Raw genomic sequence first — 20,143 nt, 5'->3', positions numbered from 1 at the left:
TTGAATCAGTGCTCTATGTGCTGGGCCAACGCACTGTCCAGGCGAATCTGCCGGCGATCACCCAAGCGTCGTGTCAGACCGATACGGTCAAAGTACTCCAGTATCTGAATGCTGCGCTTGCGCCCCAGACCCACCGCATCCCGAAATGCCGCCACCTGGATCACCGGGTTGGCGTCCGCCAGCTGCAACAGCATAGCCGTCAATCGGCGAATCATGTTGTCGGGGTAAAACAGATCGCGCACCACCTGGTGCATCAAGCCCAGACGCGCCATCTTGCGTAGCAATGCGCGGACGGTCGCTTCGTCATGCCCCAGGTTACGCACCCAGGGCGGGTCGAATCCGGCCTGTTCGAAAAGCGGCTGCAATTCTAGCCACAGGGCTTCGTCCTCTTCGCTCAAGCGCACCTGATGCCCGGGCAGGTGCAACCACGGTCCGCTGCTGGCGATGTCGCCGCTGGCCAACAACTCGTCGAGCAGGCTGATAAACGTTGGGCGTTCCAAAGTACTGCCGGTGAATCGGCGCAGGCGGTCCCGATCCGGGCCCATCTGGTCCGGTTCGAGTTCATGGAAACGCGCGAGTTGCTCCACTAAAGGCGATTTCAAGGCTTCCCAACGGCTGGCACTGAACAGCAATGGGCCTTGGCGGGTATCGATCAGGCGCACGTCAGCGGGCAACACCCAACTGCTGCGCGGTCGGTTGAACTGTCGCGCCAGGCGCTGTGGATCGAGCCCTGTGTCGCTATTGGCCAGCAATGCCGGCAAAACATCCTCCAGCGTTGCGCTGTTCACCAATGCATGCAGCTGCGCCAATCGTTCGGGGCTGCGGCGTTGCCGAGTGGGAGCAAACGGGTCGAGCACCCGGCCGCCGCCAAGGGTGCGTTGGGCACTCTGGTCGCGCAGGATCAGCGGATCGCCTTTCACCGCATGCACCGGTGTATTGAGCAGCAGTTGCGCCAGCATCCGCTCACCCGGTGCCAGGCTGGCGCCTTCGAGCAAGGCGACTCGACCGGTGACGTCCAGGGTGCCGAGGTGTACGTGCACCGGTTGAAAGTGCTCGAAGGCGCGGGGTTCGGTGGCTAGCAACTGCATGTCGATGTCCAGGCGCTGGGTGGGCGCATACAGGGCTTCGGCGAGTAACCAATGGCCGCGATGGATATGCTCCAGGGCCAGCCGTTCGGCACTCAGGTTCAACGCCACGCGCTGGCCGGCCAAGGCGTGGCCGGCGGCCTGGTTTTGCGCGTGCAGGCCGCGAACGCGCACCGGTTTGCCTTGTGGCCCCAACAGCAGGGTATCGCCCACCGCGACCTGACCGGACAGCGCCGTGCCGGTGACCACGATACCGGCCCCGGCCACGCTGAAGGCCCGGTCGATCGCCAGGCGAAAACCACCTTCGGTGCTGCGCTGCTGCACTCCGCGCTGGGCTTGCAGCAATTGTTGGCGCAGGGTTTCGATGCCCTCGCCCGTCAGGCTCGACAGCGCAATCAGCGGTGCATCGGCATACGGCCCGGGCGCCAACAAGGTGCGGACCTGATCGCGCACCTCCTGTACCCGGGCGCTGTCGACCCGGTCGCACTTGCTGATCGCCACCAGTGCCCGAGGGATACCCAATAGCTGGACAATCGCCAGGTGCTCGCGGGTCTGCGGCATCACCCCGTCATCGGCGGCCACCACCAGCAACACCAGATCGATGCCCTGCGCCCCGGCCAGCATGTTGTGGGTGAAGCGCTCATGGCCCGGAACGTCGATGAAACCGGTCAGCGGCGCATCCGTCTCCAGCGCGGCATACAGGTAGCCGAGGTCGATGGTCATGCCGCGCTCGCGCTCTTCGCGGCGACGGTCACCCGCCTGACCGGTCAACGCCTGGAGCAGCGCCGTCTTGCCATGGTCGATGTGCCCTGCGGTGCCGACAATCACCCTGCCCGGCCCTCCACCTGTAATTGATCGAGCTGCGCCAGCCATGCCGGTTCGTCGTCCAGTTGCCGCAGGTCCAGCCACAGGGCGTCATCGTCGATGCGCCCCAGGACCGCAATCGGCAAGGCGCGAAAGGCCTCTTCCAGCGTCAACAGCGAACGCCCGCGCAAGCGCTTGGAGGTCAGCGGGCGCAGACACAGCGCGGCGCTGGCCAGCCGCGCCACCGGTTGGCTGCCGCTGCCGATCATACCCAGCGCCGGCATGGCACTGACGCTCCAGCCGTCACCCAGCACCTGGGCCAGCCACGGTCGCAAACGCTCGGCCTGGGCGAGGATATCGGCCTGTGGCCGAGTCAGCAGGCGCAGGCTCGGCAAACGCTCGGCCAACCGGTCCGGATTGCGGTACAAACCCAGCACCGCTTCCAGGGCGGCCAGGGTCATCTTGTCGACGCGCAGCGCCCGCTTGAGGGGATTTTTCTTGATCCTGGCGATCAGTTCCTTGCGGCCGACAATCACCCCGGCCTGTGGCCCGCCGAGCAGTTTGTCGCCACTGAAGGTGACGATGTCCGCGCCATCGAGCAGGGCCTGGCGCACTGTCGGCTCCGGCGGCAAGCCCCAGCGGGACAAGTCCAGCAGACTGCCGCTGCCGAGGTCTTCAAGCAGAGGCAAACCGTGCAGATGGGCCAGTTGCGCCAGTTCGGCAGTCGGCACGCTGGTGGTGAACCCTTGAATGCTGTAGTTGCTCGCATGCACGCGCATGATCAAGCCGCTGCGCGGGCCGATGGCAGCCTCGTAGTCGCGGGCATGGGTGCGATTGGTGGTGCCGACCTCAATCAGCTTCACTCCGGCGCGGGCCATGATATCGGGGATGCGGAAGGCGCCGCCGATTTCAATCAGTTCGCCCCGGGAGATAATCCCTTCCTTGCGCGCGCCCAGGCTGTTGAGGGTCAGGAGCACCGCCGCGGCATTGTTGTTGACCACGGTCACTGCTTCGGCGCCGGTCAGCTCGCGAATCAAATTTTCGATCAGGTCGTCGCGGTCTCCGCGCTTGCCGCTATGCAGGTCGAACTCGAGGTTGAGCGGATAGCGCGCGGCCATTTGCACCGCTTCAATCGCCTCCTCTGGCAACAGCGCCCGGCCGAGGTTGGTGTGCAAGACCGTACCGGTGAGGTTGAACACCCGGCGCACATGGCTGCGATGCTGGGTTGCCAGTCGCTCGCCGACCCTGCCCGCCAGTACATCAGGGCTGACTTCAACAGCTTCGAGCAAACCCTGTCGTACCCCTTCGCGCAATTCATCCAGCAATAACCGCAAGGTGGTCAGCAAGGCCTCGCGCCCATAGCGCTCGGCCAACGGCTGGCACGCCGGGTGGCGCAACAGACTGTCGATGGAAGGTAGACGCAGGGGTTGGCTGGCACTGCGTGCAGACATCTGGCGCTCCTGATAACGAATGACCCTCGCGCCAGAGTGTAGACGCTGCGGTTACTCGTCTCCCGGCGCCAGCAACAGATTGGGTGCCAGACGCTGATAACCGTCCTGGGCCAGGCGCATGTCGAGCATCAGGCTGGACAGGTCGGCCGACAACGCTTCGGCGTGCGCATCGTTCTCCAGATAAAGCAACTTCAGATAGCTGTTGCAACCAGGGCAGACTTCGGCGCGCAACGGCGCCTGGTTGGCGGCATGGCGATCATCTTCAAGGCTGAGGTATTCCAGGCCCTTGCTCTGCTCGCAATACACGCACTTGACCCGCACCACATGCCACTCGCAGGCGCACAGCGAACAGACCAGGTAACGCAAACCGTTGTGCTTGCCGCGATGGCGGATGACCCCGGCCATGGCCGGCGAGCCACAGGCCGGGCACTGGCTGAGGCTGTCGCCGGCGGTCAGCGAGAGGTTTGGCGTACTCAACAGCCAGTGGCTCCAGGCCGTTTGCAGCGCCGCACCGAGAAACGGCACCAGCGCGGCCGGCACCAGCGAATACTGGCCGCTGACCAGTGCCACCGCCCAGGCACGACGCTGCCCGGCACCGGCCAGGCGCAAGCTGTCCACGGCATCGGCCACCGCGGATTGTGGCGGTGCGTTATAGCGCTGCAACAAGGCATCGAGGTAAAGCTGCCAATCGTCTTCGCGCGCCAGGCTATCGGCCGCGAACGGCGGCAAGCCATGTTGCTGGCACAACTCGATGCGTTGTCGGTCGAGGGGTTCGCTTGAGGGCGGGTCGTCCAGTACCTGTTGCTGCACCCGGCACAACCCGGCGATCAGGCGCAGGTAGTCGGCCAGCGGGTGCCCTTTGGCCAGCATTTCCAGGCGCTGGGCACGCAGGTTGAACAGGTTGGGCGGTGGCATGTACAGAAACGGCGGCGAACTGGCCGCCGCTTCGATTTCTCCAGGTTCCAGGATGGTTGGCAAAGGTCAGCCCTTTTTAGTGATCGGTCGCTCGGGCGCTTCGTCGCGGGTCTCATCTTGAGTCACTTGGCGATACCAGAGTTCGTGGTGTTTCCTGGCCCAGTCGCGGCTGACCCTGCCGTGCAACATGGCGCTGACCGAGCCCTTGATCCAGATGCCAGCATAGATGTGCACGATGATGCTCAGGATCAGCACAAAACCGGCCAGCGCATGCAGCAACATCGCCCAGCGTATCGCGGTGATGCCGAAATACTCGCTGAAGTACGCACGCCAGATCACCAGCCCGCTGAACAACAGCACCAGCATGCACAGCAGTAAAGTCCAGAACAGCAGCTTCTGCCCGGGGTTGTATTTGCCGATGGGCGGGACGCCCTCCTCCTCATTTTTCATCACCCGGTCGATGCGCCTTAGCCATAGGCGATCATTGGCGATGAAGTAGTTGGCGCGCCAGAAGCGCAACACCAGTGCGAGGAACAGCACGAACATCAGTATGCCCATGAACGGGTGCAGGATACGTGTCCATGGCCCGCCGCCGAACAGGTTGCTCAGCCAGAACAGCGCCGGGTGGAACAGCGCCAGCCCGGACAGCCCGGCCATGAGGAACAGAATCGCCACCAGCCAGTGATTGGTGCGCTGGTTGCTGGTGTAGCGCAGGATCGTCTTGTTGCTCATGGCCTGCCCTCCCCACGGGGATCGAAGGTGTGCACCGACGGGTCGACTTCATGCACGGCGGTGTCCGGCGGCTGCGGATGTTCATCCTCTTCGACGATCTGCGGGCCGACACGCACGTAGTGGAAGAACCCGGCCACCACCGCTGCGCCCATGGCCAGCAGCGCCAGGGGTTTGCTGATGCCTTTCCACAGCCCCACCAACGGACTGATCGCCGGGTGATCGGGCAAGCCGGCGTACAGCCTTGGCGTATCGGCGTGGTGCAACACGTACATCACGTGGGTACCGCCGACGCCTTCGGGGTCGTACAGGCCGGCGTTTTCAAAGCCCCGGCTCTTGAGGTCGACGATACGCTCGGCCGCATGTTCCTTCATGTCGTCCTTGGTACCGAACACGATGGCGCCGGTCGGGCAGGTTTTCACGCAGGCCGGTTCCAGCCCTACCGCGACCCGGTCCGAGCACAAGGTGCATTTGTAGGCCTTGTGATCCTTTTGCGAGATCCGTGGAATGTTGAACGGACACCCGGTGATGCAATAGCCGCAACCGATGCAATGATCCTGATCGAAATCGACGATGCCATTGGCGTGCTTGATGATCGCCCCCGGGCTGGGGCATGCCGCCAGGCAACCGGGTTCGGCGCAGTGCATGCAGCCATCCTTGCGGATCAACCATTCCAGGTTACCGGCGTCGGTCTCGTGCTCGGTGAAGCGCATCAACGTCCAGGTTTCGGCGGTGAGGTCCTGCGGGTTGTCGTAGGTGCCATGGTTGTGACCGACTTCGTCACGCAGTTCGTTCCATTCCGAACAGGCGACCTGGCAGGCCTTGCAGCCGATGCATTTGGTGGTGTCGATCAGCTTGGCGACTTCCTCCTGGTTGCGCACCGAAGGCGGGACTGTGGTGGTGGCCGAACGGGCGATGATGTCTTGGCTGGCCATTTAGACTTTCTCCACGTTGACCAGGAATGACTTGGATTCCGGGGTCTGGGTGTTGCCATCGCCGAGGAACGGCACCAGGGTGTTGGTCAGGTAGCCGTGGCGCGTGAGGCCGGTGAAGCCCCAGTGCAACGGAATGCCGATCTGGTGCACCACCTGGTTGTTGACCTGCAGCGGACGAATCCGCTTGGTCACCACCGCCACCGCTTCGATGAAACCGCGCTTGCTGCTGACCCGCACCCGGTCGCCGGCGACGATGCCTTTTTCCTTGGCCAGCACTTCACCGATCTCGACGAATTGCTCCGGTTGGGTAATCGCGTTGAGCTTGCAATGCTTGCTCCAGAAGTGGAAATGCTCGGTCAGCCGGTAACTGGTGGCGGCGTACGGGTAATCCTTGGCCACGCCGAGGGAATCCCACACCGAATCGAAGATCCGTGCCGCCGGGTTGCTGGTGGCTTTCTTGTTTTGCGGGTGCAGCGGGTTGATGCCGATCGGCGTCTCGAATGGCTCGTAGTGTTCGGGGAACGGGCCTTCGTTCATCTTGTCGACGGCGAAGAATCGCGCCACGCCCTCGGGGTTCATGATGAACGGATTCATCCCCGCTTCCGGCGGCACGTCGGCCTTGTAGTCCGGCACATCGGTGCCGCCCCAGGTTTTGCCGTTCCACCACACCAGGCGTTTTTTCGGATCCCACGGTTTGCCTTGCAGGTCCGCCGAGGCGCGGTTGTAGAGAATCCGCCGGTTGGCCGGCCAGGCCCAGGCCCAACCTTGATGCTGGTGCATGCCGTATGGGTCGTTGTTGTCGCGGCGGGCCATCTGGTTGCCCAGTTCGGTCCAGCTGCCACAGAAAATCCAGCAGCCGGACGCCGTGCTGCCGTCATCCTTGAGCTGGCCAAACCCGGCCAGTTGCGCATTGGCCTTGATCGCCGCGCCCGTGGCGTCGGTGAAGTCAGCAGTGGCGGAGCCGTTGATTTCCTTGGCCAGCTCTTCCGGCGAAGGTTCCTCGGGGATCTTGTACGGCCACGACAACTTGAGCATCGGATCGGGGTATTTGCCGCCATTGGCCTGGTAGCGCTGGCGCAGGCGCAGGAACAGCTCGCTCATGATGCGGATGTCGGTGCGCGCTTCGCCGGGGCCATCCGCGCCCTTCCAGTGCCATTGCAACCAGCGGCTGCTGTTGACCAGCGAACCGTCCTCTTCGGCAAAACAGGTGGTGGGCAGGCGAATGACTTCGGTCTGGATGTCGGCGCTGTTCACGTCATTGTACGGCCCGACCTTATGCCAGAACTCCGAGGTCTCGGTGGCCAGCGGATCCATCACCACCAGCCACTTCAACTTCGCCAATGCCACCATCACCCGGTTCTTGTCGGGTAATGCGGCAATGGGATTGAAGCCCTGGCACATGTAGCCGTTGACCTTGCCCTGGCCCATCAGGTCGAACACCTTGAGGATGTCGTACTGGGGAATATCCAGTTTCGGCAGGTAGTCGTAGGCCCAGTTGTTCTCGGCCGTGGCGTTGGCGCCGTACCAGGCTTTCATCAGGCTGACGTGGAATTTGCCGTAGTTCTGCCAGTAGGACAGTTGCCCCGGGCGCAACGGTTTTTGCGTGCGTTTGACGATGTAGGCGTTGTAATCCTGATCGGCATCGCCGGGCAGCGTGAGGTAGCCCGGCAATGAGTTGGACAACAAGCCCAAGTCCGTCAGCCCCTGGATGTTGGAATGCCCGCGCAAGGCATTCACGCCGCCGCCCGGCATACCGACGTTGCCCAGCAGCAGTTGCACCATCGCCGCGCTGCGAATCATCTGCGCGCCAGTCGAGTGCTGGGTCCAGCCCAGGGCATAGAGGATGGTCATGGTCTTGCCCGGCGTCGAGCAGGTGGCGATCTCCTCCCAGATTTTCTGCATGGCGTCGACCGGCATGCCGCAGATCTGGCTCGCCAGCTCCCTGGTGTAGCGGCTGTAATGCTGCTTCATCAATTGATAGACGCAACGTGGGTCCTGCAGGGTCGGGTCGACCTTGGCAAAACCGTCTTCACCAAGTTCATAGCCCCAGCCGGACTTGTCGGTGTAGAGACGCTTGGCCGCGTCGTAGCCGCTGAAAATCCCGTCCTCGAAGCCATAGCCGGCTTTGACGATGAACGACACGTCGGTGTAGTTGCGCACGTACTCGTGCTGGATCTTGTCCTCGGTCAGCAGGTAATTGATCAGCCCGCCCATGAAGGCAATGTCGGTGCCGGTGCGGATCGGCGCGTAATAGTCGGCCACCGAGGCGGTCCGGGTAAAACGCGGGTCGACCACGATCAGCCGCGCCTTGTTGTGCGCCTTGGCTTCGGTCACCCATTTGAAGCCGCACGGATGCGCTTCTGCTGCGTTGCCGCCCATCACCAGGACCAGGTTCGCATTGGCGATATCGGTCCAGGTATTGGTCATGGCACCACGGCCGTACGTCGGGGCAAGACTTGCCACCGTCGGGCCGTGTCAGACACGCGCCTGGTTATCGAACCCCAGCATGCCGAGACTGCGCACCACTTTGTGGGTGATGTAGCCGGCTTCGTTGGACGCCGCCGATGCCGCGAGGAAACCGGTGGTCAGCCAGCGGTTCACCGTTTGGCCCTGGGCGTTCTTCTCGATGAAGTTGGCGTCGCGGTCGGCCTTCATCAGGTCGGCGATGCGATCGAGGGCTTCATCCCAGGAGATGCGGGTCCATTCGGTGCTGCCGGGTTTGCGCACCTGCGGGTATTGCAGGCGACCGGGGCTGTGAATGAAGTCCAGCAGGCCCGCGCCTTTGGGGCACAGGGTGCCGCGGTTGACCGGGTGGTCGGCGTCACCTTCGATGTGGATGATGTTTTGCGCGACATTCTTCGCCGCATCGCCCTGGCTGTACATGATCAAGCCGCAACCGACCGAGCAATACGGACAGGTGTTGCGGGTTTCATGGGTGTGGGCGAGCTTGAAGTGACGCACCTGTTCGGCAAAGGCAACCGTCGGGGCCATGCCCAACGCGCCCAGGCTAGAGCCTGCAAGGCCGATACCGGCGACCTTGAAGAACTGACGACGGCTGAGATCCATCGTGCACTCCTGATCAGGTGGAACCCGGTACATGGCCGGGCCTTTTTGAACAACCACGGTCGCGGCAGCCTGGCTGCCGACACTTGAACTTTAGTCAATGCTGTCGAAATCACCATGACAGCCGACCGTCGGGCGATTCCCCGATGCGAGCTAAGGCACACAACCTGTGGGAGCAAGCTCGCTCCCACAGGGCTTGGCGTTTATCATGGTCAGCATTCCAACCCAGCTTTCATGAGACTACGCATGACTTTCGATTTTGATCAGGTGTTCGACCGCCACCACACCGGCAGTACCAAGTGGAGCCGCTACCCGGCCGACGTGTTGCCGATGTGGGTCGCCGACATGGACTTCGCCGCACCGCCGGTGATCATCCAGGCCCTGCAAAAACGACTGGAACACCCGATGGTCGGCTACAGCGTGGCCCAGGATGACCTGCGCGAGGCGATCGTCGCCGACCTCTGGAACAAATACGCCTGGCGCGTAGAACCCCAGGAGCTGATTTTCCTGCCGGGCGTCGAGTCCGGTTTCAACATGGCGCTCAAGGCACTGGTGCAGGCGCCACAGAATGTCGTGGTGCAGGTGCCGAACTACCCTCCGCTGCGCCATGCGCCCGGGCATTGGGGCCTGAACAAGGTCGAACTGAATTTCGATGCGCAAGCCGACGGCACCTATACCACGCCGCTGGACACCCTGAGCCAGTCGCTGCAAGGCGGTGGCGCGCTGCTGCTGAGCAACCCGCATAACCCGCTGGGCAAGGCCTTCCCCCGCGCAGAACTGCAAGCCATTGCCGACATTTGCCTTGAGCACGGTGCCTGGATCATTTCCGATGAGATCCACGCCGAGTTGTGCTTCGACGGCCGCCAGCACATTCCGATGGCGACCCTGAGCCCGCAAGTCGCCCAGCGCACCATCACGCTGATGTCGGCGAGCAAGGCCTACAACATCGCCGGCTTGAAGACCTCGTTCATGATCATCCAGGACCGCCACCTGCGTGAGAAGGTCAACCACGCCCGTTGCGGCATGGTCGACAGCGTCAACCCGCTGGGCATGGAAGCCACCCGCGTCGCCTACAGCGAAGCCGCGCCATGGCTGGCCGAGCTGAAGGTCTACCTGCAAGGCAACCGCGATTTCCTCGCCGAGGCCGTGCGCACCCGCCTGCCGGGCATCACCATGAACCTGCCGCAAAGCACCTACCTGGCATGGCTCGACTGCACGGCACTGGGGCTGGACAACCCGCAACAGTTCTTCCTCGAACAGGCCAAGGTCGGTTTGAGCGCGGGCCTGGACTTTGGCGATGACTGCAAGCAATTCGTGCGCCTGAACTTCGGCTGCCCACGGTCGTTGCTGGAAGAAGGCATATCGCGGATGGAGCGCAGCTTGCGCCATCTCAAGGGCTGATAACGTCCCCTGTGGGAGCAGGCTCGCTCCTACAGGTAATAATTGAACCGACGTAGCCCTCCAATGCTCAACAGCCTATAGCCCTGCACTGGCGGTTGTTTCGAGATCTGAGCCATGAGTTTCGTTGCCTGGGTGGCGGTGTTGGGCGCGGTGTTACTGACCCTGGCACTGACCTCGTCGTACCTGCGCTGGATGCCGGTCACCACTTCAGCGGTGTGCCTGGTCCTGGGCATCGCCATCGGGCCGGCGGGCCTGGGTTTGCTCAGGCTGGATATCGACGAGGCGGCCTTCTGGATCGAGCACCTGACGGAAGTCGCGGTGCTGTTTTCATTGTTTGTCTGCGGGCTCAAGCTGCGACCACCGCTTCGTGATCGCCAATGGCGAGTGGCATTCACCCTGGCGGGACCGGTGATGGTGCTGAGCATTGTCGGTGTCTGCCTGCTGCTGCATTTCGCTTTCGGACTGGGGTGGGGGCCGTCGCTGCTGATCGGGGCGATACTGGCGCCGACCGATCCGGTCCTGGCCTCTCTGGTTCAGGTCAATGACGCCAAGGATGATGACCCGGTGCGGTTCGGGCTCTCGGGCGAGGCAGGACTGAACGACGGCATCGCTTTCCCGTTCGTGATTTTGGGACTGTTGTTTTTGCAGCAAAACGGCAGCTTCGGCAGCGGCCTGGATGACTGGTTCTTCAAGCGTCTGTTGTGGGCCGTACCCGCCGGACTGCTGACCGGCTTCTGGATGGGACGCGGCATTGGTCACCTGACATTGGTCATGCGCATCAAGAATGACGACAGCACGTTCTCCCCCAATGACTACCTGGCCCTGGCCTTGATCGCACTGGCGTATGTCGCAGCCGAAACCATCGACGGCTACGGGTTTCTCTCGGTGTTTGCCGCCGGCCTGGGCTTGCGTCAGGCCGAGGTCAAGACCAGCGGCGGTGCCCATACACCGGCCGAACATCTGGTTCAAGCGGTGGTCGGTCATCAACATGTCGAACCCGAGGCGGCCGTGCTCGGCAATGTGGAGCACCTGCAAGACACGCAAGTCGCCGCCGGGATCATGATGGGCGACATGCTGTCGTTCGGCAGCCTGGTGGAACGGGCCATGGAAGTGTTTCTGGTGACCTTGCTCGGTATTGTGCTGATCTCGCACTGGGACTGGCGGGCGCTGCTGGTCGCGTTGGTGCTGTTCGCCGTGATTCGCCCGTTGAGTGTCTGGCTGATGCCTTGGGGTTCGTTGCTCAATGGCCCCCAGCGCTGGTTGATCGGCTGGTTCGGGATTCGCGGCATCGGGAGTTTCTACTACCTTTTCTACGCCTTGAACCACGATCTGTTGCCTTCGGTGGCAACCTTGTGTGCCGACCTGACGCTGTCGGTGGTGGCACTGAGCATACTGGTCCACGGCATCAGCACCCAGCCGATGCTGGCCCGCTATGAGCGGCACAACCGCCGTGTCACTTCATCGCCAGGGCAATGATTTCCACCAGGTGGAGTTGGGTATAGGGTTTCGACAAACGTGGCAGGCGCGCGGCAAAGCCTTCCAGCCGATCGGCATAACCGGTGGCGAGGATGATCGGCACGCTCGGTCGCAAGATACTGATGGCCTTGGCCAGTTGAGCACCACTCATCTGTGGCATGGCCATGTCGGTTATGACCAGGTCAATCTCCGGTTCACTGCTGAACAGTTCCAGCGCCCTGGCACCGCAAGCCGCACTGATGACCCGGTGCCCAAGGTCCTCTAGCAGCAGGCTGGTGCTGGTCAACACCAGGCTGTCATCGTCCACGACCAGTACACACAGGCCAGGCACCGACACGGCCACCGCTTCGGCGACCGGTTGCACCGCCGCACCACGGGTGGCGACCGGCAACCAGAGTTCGGCGGTCGTACCATGGTCTTTGCGGCTCTTGAGGATGAACCGTCCGCCCAGTTGTTCAATGAAACCGTGAACCATCGACAACCCCAGGCCCGTGCCTTTGCCGACGCCCTTGGTGGTAAAGAACGGGTCCATAGCCGAGGCCAGCGTGGCTTCATCCATGCCCTCGCCGGTATCGGTAATGTTCACGCAGACATAGCGCCCCGCGGCCAGGAATGAGGTGCCGTTGTCGAGTACTTCCTCGGTCCTGGCACTGAAGGTAATGGTCCCGCCGTGGGGCATGGCGTCACGGGCATTGGTCGCCAGGTTCAGCACGGCCAGTTCCAGTTGATTGACGTCCGCCATCACCGGTTCAAGATCCTCGGGAAAACATGTTTCGATGTTCACCGAAGGCCCCAGGGAGCTACGCAAGAGCCCGGAAATGCCGTCCACCAAGGCTGGTATCCGCACCGGTTCCGACTTGAGCTCCTGACGTCGGGCAAACGCCAGCATGCGCTGGGTCAGGGAAACCCCGCGCAAGGCGCCTTGGGTGGCGTTGTCGATCAGGCGGGTTATTTTGGGATCGTCCGTCCCCCGTTTGCGCACGATTTCCAGATTGCCGAGGATCACCGTCAGCAGGTTGTTGAAGTCGTGGGCGATCCCGCCGCTGAGCTGACCGATGGCCTGCATTTTCTGCGCCTGGAACAGGGCCTCCCGGGTTTGCTCGAGCGCCTGCTGCGCCTGGGTGACTTCAGTGATGTCCCGGGTGATCTTGGCAAAACCGAGCAAGGTACCGGTGTCACCCCGGATCGGTTCGACAATCACATGGGCGAGGAACCGCGTACCGTCCTTGCGCACCCTCCAGCCCTTGTTTTCAAAGCGTCCTTCACGAACGGCGATGTCCAGTGTCCGTTGTGGCTCGCAGGCATCGCGATCCTCCGGGGTGTAGAACATCGAAAAATGCTGGCCAATGACCTCTTCCGGCAAATAGCCCTTGATGCGCTGGGCGCCCGGGTTCCAGTTGCTCACCCGTCCGTCCGGGGAAAGCATGTAGATCGCGTAGTCGGTAACGCTCTGCACCAGCAGGCGGAACTGCTGCTCGCTTTGCTTGAGGACTTCCTCGGCCATTTTGCGATCGGTCAGGTCCCGGGTGATCTTGGCGAAACCCAGCAATGTGCCCGACGGGTCGAGGATCGGATCGATGACCACATGGGACCAGAAGTGCGTGCCGTCCTTGCGCACCCGCCAGCCTTCCCCCTCGAAACGCCCTTCACGAATCGCCGTGTCCAGTGCCCGCTGGGGCAAGCCCGCACGGCGATCGTCATCGGTGTAGAAACGCGAGAAATGCTGGCCGAGGATTTCCGCCTCCTCATAGCCCTTGAAACGCCTGGCGCCGGCGTTCCAGCTGGTAACGATGCCGTCCGGATCAAGCATGTAGATCGCATAGTCGATCACCGCATCGATCAATAGCCGAAAACGACCGTCTTCGATGGCACTGACCCTGGTCCGATCTTCGCTCATTGATCCCTCCGCCTCATGGTTTCACTGGAGTATGGGTCATACCGGGATTTTGGAAAGCCCACCAACGCGGCAGCAACTGCCTGACCTTGCTCTCGCCAAAACGGTCGTCGATCAACATCACCACCCCTTGATCCTGTTGCGTACGGATCACCCGCCCAGCAGCCTGCACCACCTTCTGCACACCAGGATAAAGATAGGTGTAGTCATGACCGGCACCGAAAATCGCGGCCATGCGTCGTTTCAGTTGCTCGTTCACCGGATTGAGCTGCGCCAGCCCCAGCGTGGCGATAAACGCGCCGATCAACCGGCCGCCGGGCAAATCGATGCCTTCACCGAAGGCCCCACCCAGTACCGCAAAGCCGACGCCCTGGCCGTCGGCGTGGAACTGCTCGAGAAACTGCTGGCGCTGCGCTTCGCCCATGCCTCGGGACTGCGACCACAGACTGATGTGCGGATGTTTCTCGGCCAGCAACTGCGCCACCTGCTGCAAATAATCGAAACTGCTGAAAAACGCCAGGTAGTTGCCGGGGCGCTCGCAGAACTGCCTGGCGATCAAGTCCACGATTGGTTCCAGAGACGCCTGGCGATGTACGAACCGCGTGGAGATCTGGTCGACGATGTGCACCTGCAGTTGATCGGCGTGAAACGGCGACTCGACATCGATGCACACGGTGTCCGCCGGTGTTCCCAGCAGATCGGCGTAATAGTGCCGGGGGCTGAGGGTCGCGGAAAACAGCACCGTGCTGCGCGCGGCGGTCAGGCGCGGGCGGATGAACCCGGCGGGGACCACATTGCGCAGGCACAGTTGCGAGAGGCTGCGCTGGCGCTCGAGGTCGCGCTTGCTGATGTCGAACAGGAACTGCTCATCGAACAGTTCGCCGACCCGGCAAAAATGCAGCATGTCGAAGTAAAACCCCTGCAGTGCGCTGTCCAGGCCCTGAGGGTGATCGTTGAGGTAGTCACCGATGCTGGCGCTGCACGATGACAGTGCCTGAAGGAGCTTTTCCGGCCCCTTGTCATAGGCCTGATAGGCGCCGGTTTGTGCGTTATGCAGGGCATTCCACTCGCGGTTGACCCGCTGCAGCGGTTTTTTCAGCACGTCGGGCGCGGTTTTGCGCACGCCGTTGAAGGTCGCCTGATCGAGGCTGGCGCTGTACATCTGCCGGCCCCGCTCCACCAGGTTATGGGCTTCGTCGACCAGCACAGCGACCTTCCAGTTGTTGGCCTGGGCCAGGCCGAACAGCAACGCGCTGAAATCGAAGTAATAGTTGTAGTCGGCAACCACCACGTCGGCCCAACGCGCCATTTCCTGGCTCAGGTAATACGGGCAGACATCGTGCGCCAGGGCAACCTCGCGCAAGGCGCTCTGGTTCAACAGGCTCAGTTGACTGGCCACCTGCCGTGCGGCGGGCAGGCGATCGTAGAAACCCCGGGCCAGTGGGCAGGACTCGCCGTGGCAGGCTTTGTCCGGGTGCTCGCAAGCCTTGTCCCGGGCGATGATCTCCAGCACCCGCAATGGGGGCGCATTGGCGCTGGAAAGAATCACTTGCGCGGCGTCCAGGGCCAGTTTCCGTCCCGGGGTTTTCGCCGTGAGGAAGAACACCTTGTCCAGTTGCTGCGGCGCCAGGGCCTTGAGCATGGGGAACAAGGTGCCCAGGGTCTTGCCGATGCCCGTAGGCGCCTGGGCCATCAGGCAGCGCCCGGTGCTGACGGCCTTGAACACCGATTCGGCCAGATGGCGCTGCCCTGGTCGAAAACCGGCATGGGGAAAGGCCAGGCCCTGGGCGGCCAGATTGCGCCCTTCACGATGGGCGACTTCCTGTTCGGCCCATTGCAGGAACAGCGCGCAATGCCGCTCGAAGAATTGTTGCAGCTCGATGGCGTCGAAAGGCTCGACCAGGCAGGTTTCCTTTTCGCTGACGATGTCGAAGTACACCAGAGCCAGATTGATCCGAGCCAGATCCAGTTTCCGGCACATCAACCAGCCATAGATTTTCACCTGGGCCCAATGCAATTGACGGTGGTTGGCCGGTTGCTTGCTCAAGTCGCCGCGGTAGGTCTTGACCTCTTCCAGGCAATTTTGCCCGGGGTCATAGCCATCCGCCCTGCCCTTGACCGTCAAGGTCTGATACTGGCCCTCAAGGGCGACTTCGCTTTGGTAGCCCTCGCTGCGCCGGGAGGCCACCGTACGGTGACCGACGATACCTTCCTGTGCGGTCGGTGACGGAGTGAAGCGCAGGTCGAGGTCGCCGACCTTGGCGGTGAACTCGCACAGCGCCCGCACCGCAATGCTGTAGCTCAATCGCCCTGCTCCGTCCATTGCACATGGCACACGGCAATGGGCATCTGGTGTTCGTGACAGAATTCCAGCCAGCGCAACTGGTTGTCCTGCAGGCGATCGCCCGGGCCTTTGACTTCGATCATGCGGTAGGTCTTTTGCTGCGGCCAGAACTGGATCAGGTCCGGCATGCCGGCGCGATTGGCCTTGATGTCCAGCAAGAGGCGGTTGAACCAGTGCTTGAGGTGCTCGGCCGGGAGGCAATCGAGGGCTTGTTCCAGCAACTCTTCGCTGAGCACGCTCCAGAACACGAACGGCGACTGCACGCCCCACTTGGCGGCATAACGTTCGCGAATGGTCTGCCGGTAGCGCCCGTCGTCAAGTTCGGCCAGGCACGCCTGAAACAGTTCGGCCCGGCGGACCTGGAAGTCTTCGCTGAGCAGATCCACCGGCCCGCGCTGGAATGGGTGAAAAAACGCCCCCGGCAACGGCGCGAAGATCGCTGGCCAACACAGCAGGCCAAACAGTGAATTGACCAGGCTGTTTTCCACATAGTGCACCGGTGCCGACTCTTGCCCCAGATGCGCCTGAACGTAGAACTCCACCGATAACGCCGGGTCTGTCCTGGGCAATTGCAGGTCCAGACGCTGCATTGCCCGAGGCGCTGCCCGCTTGATGGGCGGCCCGCCGAGCTTGCGCCGCAGGCGTGGCAGCACACGCAGCAGCTGCTGGAGTTCGGCTGCGCTTTCCGGTGCCTGTTCGGCCTGCTCGGCCAGGTCCATGGCCTGCTCAAACTGACCGCTGCGTTCCAGCACGCGAATGATCCGCGCCCGCGCACCCGGATAAGCGCATTCGCGGTACAGGCTCAGGGCCATGGAGAAATCCGCGATGCGTTCGCAGTACTGGGCCATCTGGAACAACAGCTTGCCGCGCCGGCGTTGCAACCACGGATTATCCAGCGCCAGGCCCTTGATTCGCTCGGCCACCTCTTCCAGCGCTTCACCGGCTTCGAATTGTTGCTGGTACGCGTGCAGGAGGACGCAGGCATCCACGTCTTCGCGGCTGCGCAAGCCACGGGACTCGGCGCAGAATTCGACTTTTTCGTAGGTGTAGATACCGAGGTCCGCCAGCACGAACTCCGACCAGTCCTGATACAGGTTGCCGAAAAACATCAGGCGCAGGCGATCGCACAATTGCATGATGGTCAGGCTGAACAGGCGCTCGTCCAGGGTCGGGCACCAGTCGTTGAAGCTTTTTACCTGGGGAAACTGCTCGCACAGCGCTGGCAACCAATCGGCTTTCTTGCCTTTGGGTTGATCGATTGCCGGGCCAAAGGCCTGGAGGATTTCACCCTTGAGCAGCACCTCGAACAGTGCTTCGACCGTCAACGGCATTCGCTCATCGACCCAACCGAGCGCTAACAGCGGCCCGACGGCGCTGCCGGTATCGCCGATTTCCTCGTAATGCAGTTTGCTCACCCTGAAATGAACGCCCTTGCGCATGACCATTCTGACCAGCAGTGCCTGCGATTCACGGGGCAACCGCTTAAACTGATTAATGAAACGCAGTTCGTCGACGCTCAGCACATCGGCAAAGCGCTGCTCAAGCCAATCAAGCACTTGCATGAAGTTGTTCAAGTAGTAGAACGGGTCGTCGAGGGGATTTGCGGTCACTGGAAAATGGGCCATGTCGAGGGGTACTGGTTATGCATACAGATACCAGTTCCACGCCGCGTGGCGCAATCGGAAAAGGATAAATGGCGGCGCTGTACGGAATTTTCCCCGGGCAGTAGAACTTTCTGCCCCCTGGCGGCACCAACCGCCATACAGATGCAGTGACAGCCTCGGGCTGATGGCGCTGCTTTAAACGAACGGGAGGTGATCATGGACATCAAGACATTGGGCTTGCCCCTGGCTGCAGCGGCCCTGCTGGCGCTGGCCGGTTGCTCGACGCCAACGGTGGTGACGCTGCAGAACGGCACTCAATACCTGACCAAGGACATGCCGAAGACCAAAACCAAGGACGGGTTCTTTGAGTTTGAGGACATTTCCGGAGCGATGGTGAAAGTCAGGGCCGATGAAGTGGCGACGATTCGTGAGGAAGACTGACGTTTCTCCTGGCACGATGTGGCAGGTTTCGAGCACTGCTTTACACTCGATAGACCCCGTGCGACCGAATGACTGTGCAGCGCTTCGACACAGGCGTTGCAATACGGGCTTCACGCAAAGACTCAGGTGACGCCGAAATGAAAATGGTCATGCCACTTCTGGCCTCTGTGCTCGCCGTCAGCACGTGCGTGACGGCGAGCCTGTGTGATGCCGCCACAAAGGCAAAACCAAAGCCAAGGCCCTTGCCAACGTACAAAACCAGTTTCGATTGCGCCAATCCCCAGGCCTCCGCCGAAAGGCTTATCTGTCATGACGCCCAACTGGCGAGCATGGATCTGGAACTCAATCGCCTTTATCTCCTGGCACTCTCTGACGACCATTCAGTGCCGCGCCCGAATAAAGTCGAGATTGATCAGCGATTCTGGATTGAGTCACGCAACCAGTGTGGTGGCGGGCCGCAAGACAAGGCGTGCGTCATCCGAAGTTATGCCGAGCGTGCGTTCCAACTGCGCCAGGGTTCGGCCATTGCGCGAACCAAGGACCCCAGCAGGCTCACCGAAGGGCCGTTGGCTTATCGTTGCGCGGGGTTTAACGCATTGGTTGCCGCGACCTTCTTTACGGTCGAACCGGGCGTGGTGCTCCTTAAATGGGCCAACACCTCGGTGACCTTGAACCAGGTGCCGAACAATTCCGGAACCCAGTACACGGGCAAGGACTACAAAGGCAGCTACAGCTTCTGGCAACTCGGCGATGACGTGTTTTTCCAGATACCCGGCTCAGGCCAGATGAGTTGCGCAGCCGAGCCGGTCAGCTGATAAGGGTGGCAACGGGACGTCCTGTCCCGAATGCCTGACCAGGTTTCAGCTGCCGGTGCGAATCTTGTTCCACACTCGTGTGCGAATCCGGTCGATATTTAACGGCATGGCTTCCAGGGCAAACAGCTTGCCCATCATTTCCGGACTTGGGTACACCTTGGTGTCGTTCTTGATGGCCGGGTCGATGAGGCTGTCGGCCTGTTCATTGCCATTGGCGTAATGCACATGGTTACTGATGCCGGCCATGACGTCCGGGCGCAGCAGGTAGTTCATGAAGGCGTAACCGGCCTTTTCATCCGGGGCATCGACCGGCATGGCAACCATGTCGAACCAGATCGCGGCGCCCTCCTTGGGAATCGAATAGCCGATGTCGATACCATTCCTGGCTTCCCTGGCGCGGTTCTCCGCCTGCAGGATGTCACCGGAGAAGCCGACCGCGACGCAGATATCGCCATTGGCCAGGTCGCTGGTGTACTTGGACGAGTGGAAGTAGCTGACATACGGCCGCACCTTCATCAGCAGGGCTTCGGCCTTCTTGTAGTCTTCCGGGTTCTTGCTGTGATGGGGCAGCCCGAGGTAGTTCAACGCCGCCGGTAGCAGCTCCGGACCGTTGTCGAGGATGGCCACCCCGCACTTCTGCAACTTCTGCATGTTCTCGGGCTTGAAAATCAGGTCCCAGGAGTCCACCGGGGCGTTGTCCCCCAGCACGGCCTTGACCTTGGCGATGTTGTAACCGATGCCGGTGCTGCCCCACAGGTACGGGAAGCCATGCTCGTTGCCCGGATCGTTGGTCTGCAACGCCTTGAGCAACACAGGGTTGAGGTTCTTCCAGTTCGGCAGCTGACTCTTGTCGAGTTTCTTCAGCGCGCCGCCTTCAATCTGCCGGGCCATGAAGTGGTTGGACGGGAACACCACGTCGTAGCCGGATTTGCCGGTCATCAACTTGCCATCGAGGGTTTCGTTGCTGTCATAGACGTCATAGGTGACGTCGATGCCGGTTTCTTTCTGGAAGTTTTTCGTGGTGTCTGGCGCGATGTAATCCGACCAGTTGTAGATCTTGACGGTTTCGGCGGCCTGGCTGATCGATGCCACGAGCATCAGCGGGGCCAGGGTCAGTGTCTTTCGGATCATGGGTCGATTCCTGTAGTTTTTTTTGTTGGCAGGCAATCAAAGGATCAGCTTTCAA

General features: G+C 61.8%; 14 protein-coding genes. 4 read left to right on the top strand and 10 right to left on the bottom strand.

What is annotated here, in order from left to right:
- Positions 1–5: 5 nt before the first annotated feature.
- From selB to fdnG, 6 genes are read right to left on the bottom strand one after another with little or no spacing between them, the layout of a single operon-like run.
- Positions 6–1,913, bottom strand: coding sequence for a selenocysteine-specific translation elongation factor (selB, locus tag ACMDB8_RS13205; RefSeq protein WP_223541219.1), 1,908 nt, complete (start codon positions 1,911–1,913; stop codon positions 6–8).
- Positions 1,910–3,340, bottom strand: a complete 1,431-nt coding sequence (gene selA, locus ACMDB8_RS13200; RefSeq protein ID WP_056724796.1) for an L-seryl-tRNA(Sec) selenium transferase — start codon at positions 3,338–3,340, stop codon at positions 1,910–1,912. The genes selB and selA overlap by 4 nt, the downstream gene beginning before the upstream one ends.
- A gap of 51 nt (positions 3,341–3,391) precedes the next feature.
- Positions 3,392–4,318: a formate dehydrogenase accessory protein FdhE gene (gene fdhE, locus ACMDB8_RS13195; RefSeq protein WP_056724795.1), complete on the bottom strand. Its 927-nt coding sequence runs from the start codon at positions 4,316–4,318 to the stop codon at positions 3,392–3,394.
- 3 nt (positions 4,319–4,321) lie between these two features.
- Positions 4,322–4,987: a formate dehydrogenase subunit gamma gene (locus ACMDB8_RS13190; protein ID WP_056724793.1), complete on the bottom strand. Its 666-nt coding sequence runs from the start codon at positions 4,985–4,987 to the stop codon at positions 4,322–4,324.
- The gene (fdxH, locus tag ACMDB8_RS13185; protein ID WP_056724791.1) at positions 4,984–5,919 is read right to left on the bottom strand and encodes a formate dehydrogenase subunit beta; all 936 of its coding nucleotides are present in this window, start codon (positions 5,917–5,919) and stop codon (positions 4,984–4,986) included. Before fdxH ends, ACMDB8_RS13190 begins: the two co-directional genes overlap by 4 nt.
- Positions 5,920–8,985, bottom strand: a complete 3,066-nt coding sequence (gene fdnG, locus ACMDB8_RS13180; RefSeq protein WP_223541220.1) for a formate dehydrogenase-N subunit alpha — start codon at positions 8,983–8,985, stop codon at positions 5,920–5,922. It abuts the gene before it with no gap.
- A 243-nt stretch (positions 8,986–9,228) separates the two neighbouring features.
- Here fdnG and ACMDB8_RS13175 point away from each other — a divergent pair, with 243 nt between their 5' ends.
- On the top strand, positions 9,229–10,383 hold the full coding sequence (locus tag ACMDB8_RS13175; RefSeq protein ID WP_056724786.1) for a MalY/PatB family protein: 1,155 nt from the start codon (positions 9,229–9,231) through the stop codon (positions 10,381–10,383).
- Positions 10,384–10,497: 114 nt separating this feature from the next.
- Positions 10,498–11,859 (top strand): cation:proton antiporter, encoded by a 1,362-nt coding sequence (locus tag ACMDB8_RS13170; RefSeq protein ID WP_223541222.1) that lies wholly within the window; start codon positions 10,498–10,500, stop codon positions 11,857–11,859.
- Here ACMDB8_RS13170 and ACMDB8_RS13165 read toward each other — a convergent pair.
- Genes ACMDB8_RS13165 through ACMDB8_RS13155 form a run of 3 tightly spaced genes read right to left on the bottom strand, consistent with a single transcriptional unit; the run spans position 11,837 to position 17,722 of the window.
- Positions 11,837–13,756, bottom strand: coding sequence for a hybrid sensor histidine kinase/response regulator (locus ACMDB8_RS13165; RefSeq protein WP_409079024.1), 1,920 nt, complete (start codon positions 13,754–13,756; stop codon positions 11,837–11,839). The two genes, ACMDB8_RS13170 and ACMDB8_RS13165, sit on opposite strands and share 23 nt — an antisense overlap.
- A 13-nt stretch (positions 13,757–13,769) precedes the next feature.
- Positions 13,770–16,058, bottom strand: coding sequence for an ATP-dependent DNA helicase (locus tag ACMDB8_RS13160; RefSeq protein ID WP_056724779.1), 2,289 nt, complete (start codon positions 16,056–16,058; stop codon positions 13,770–13,772).
- A complete protein-coding gene (locus tag ACMDB8_RS13155) occupies positions 16,055–17,722 on the bottom strand; it encodes a VRR-NUC domain-containing protein (RefSeq protein ID WP_056724777.1) in 1,668 nt (555 codons plus the stop codon). Before ACMDB8_RS13155 ends, ACMDB8_RS13160 begins: the two co-directional genes overlap by 4 nt.
- A 195-nt stretch (positions 17,723–17,917) precedes the next feature.
- Here ACMDB8_RS13155 and ACMDB8_RS13150 point away from each other — a divergent pair, with 195 nt between their 5' ends.
- Positions 17,918–18,142: a YgdI/YgdR family lipoprotein gene (locus tag ACMDB8_RS13150; RefSeq protein ID WP_056724775.1), complete on the top strand. Its 225-nt coding sequence runs from the start codon at positions 17,918–17,920 to the stop codon at positions 18,140–18,142.
- Positions 18,143–18,279: 137 nt separating this feature from the next.
- On the top strand, positions 18,280–18,957 hold the full coding sequence (locus tag ACMDB8_RS13145) for an MliC family protein (RefSeq protein WP_056724773.1): 678 nt from the start codon (positions 18,280–18,282) through the stop codon (positions 18,955–18,957).
- 45 nt (positions 18,958–19,002) lie between these two features.
- On the opposite strand, the gene ACMDB8_RS13140 is transcribed toward ACMDB8_RS13145, so the two are convergent.
- Positions 19,003–20,088: a polyamine ABC transporter substrate-binding protein gene (locus ACMDB8_RS13140; RefSeq protein ID WP_056724771.1), complete on the bottom strand. Its 1,086-nt coding sequence runs from the start codon at positions 20,086–20,088 to the stop codon at positions 19,003–19,005.
- Positions 20,089–20,143: the final 55 nt, after the last annotated feature.

The organism is Pseudomonas monachiensis, from assembly GCF_047345015.1.
Classification (GTDB): domain Bacteria; phylum Pseudomonadota; class Gammaproteobacteria; order Pseudomonadales; family Pseudomonadaceae; genus Aquipseudomonas; species Aquipseudomonas monachiensis.
The sequence above is the reverse complement of the archived record's forward strand: the minus strand, read 5'-3'. Positions and strand labels throughout refer to the sequence as shown.

Coding starts and splice junctions, on each gene's coding strand:
- selA (WP_056724796.1), bottom strand. CDS start 3,340: ATGTCTGCACGCAGTGCCAGCCAACCCCTGCGTCTACCTTCCATCGAC.
- ACMDB8_RS13190 (WP_056724793.1), bottom strand. CDS start 4,987: ATGAGCAACAAGACGATCCTGCGCTACACCAGCAACCAGCGCACCAAT.
- fdxH (WP_056724791.1), bottom strand. CDS start 5,919: ATGGCCAGCCAAGACATCATCGCCCGTTCGGCCACCACCACAGTCCCG.
- ACMDB8_RS13175 (WP_056724786.1), top strand. CDS start 9,229: ATGACTTTCGATTTTGATCAGGTGTTCGACCGCCACCACACCGGCAGT.
- ACMDB8_RS13170 (WP_223541222.1), top strand. CDS start 10,498: ATGAGTTTCGTTGCCTGGGTGGCGGTGTTGGGCGCGGTGTTACTGACC.
- ACMDB8_RS13165 (WP_409079024.1), bottom strand. CDS start 13,756: ATGAGCGAAGATCGGACCAGGGTCAGTGCCATCGAAGACGGTCGTTTT.
- ACMDB8_RS13155 (WP_056724777.1), bottom strand. CDS start 17,722: ATGGCCCATTTTCCAGTGACCGCAAATCCCCTCGACGACCCGTTCTAC.
- ACMDB8_RS13150 (WP_056724775.1), top strand. CDS start 17,918: ATGGACATCAAGACATTGGGCTTGCCCCTGGCTGCAGCGGCCCTGCTG.
- ACMDB8_RS13145 (WP_056724773.1), top strand. CDS start 18,280: ATGAAAATGGTCATGCCACTTCTGGCCTCTGTGCTCGCCGTCAGCACG.
- ACMDB8_RS13140 (WP_056724771.1), bottom strand. CDS start 20,088: ATGATCCGAAAGACACTGACCCTGGCCCCGCTGATGCTCGTGGCATCG.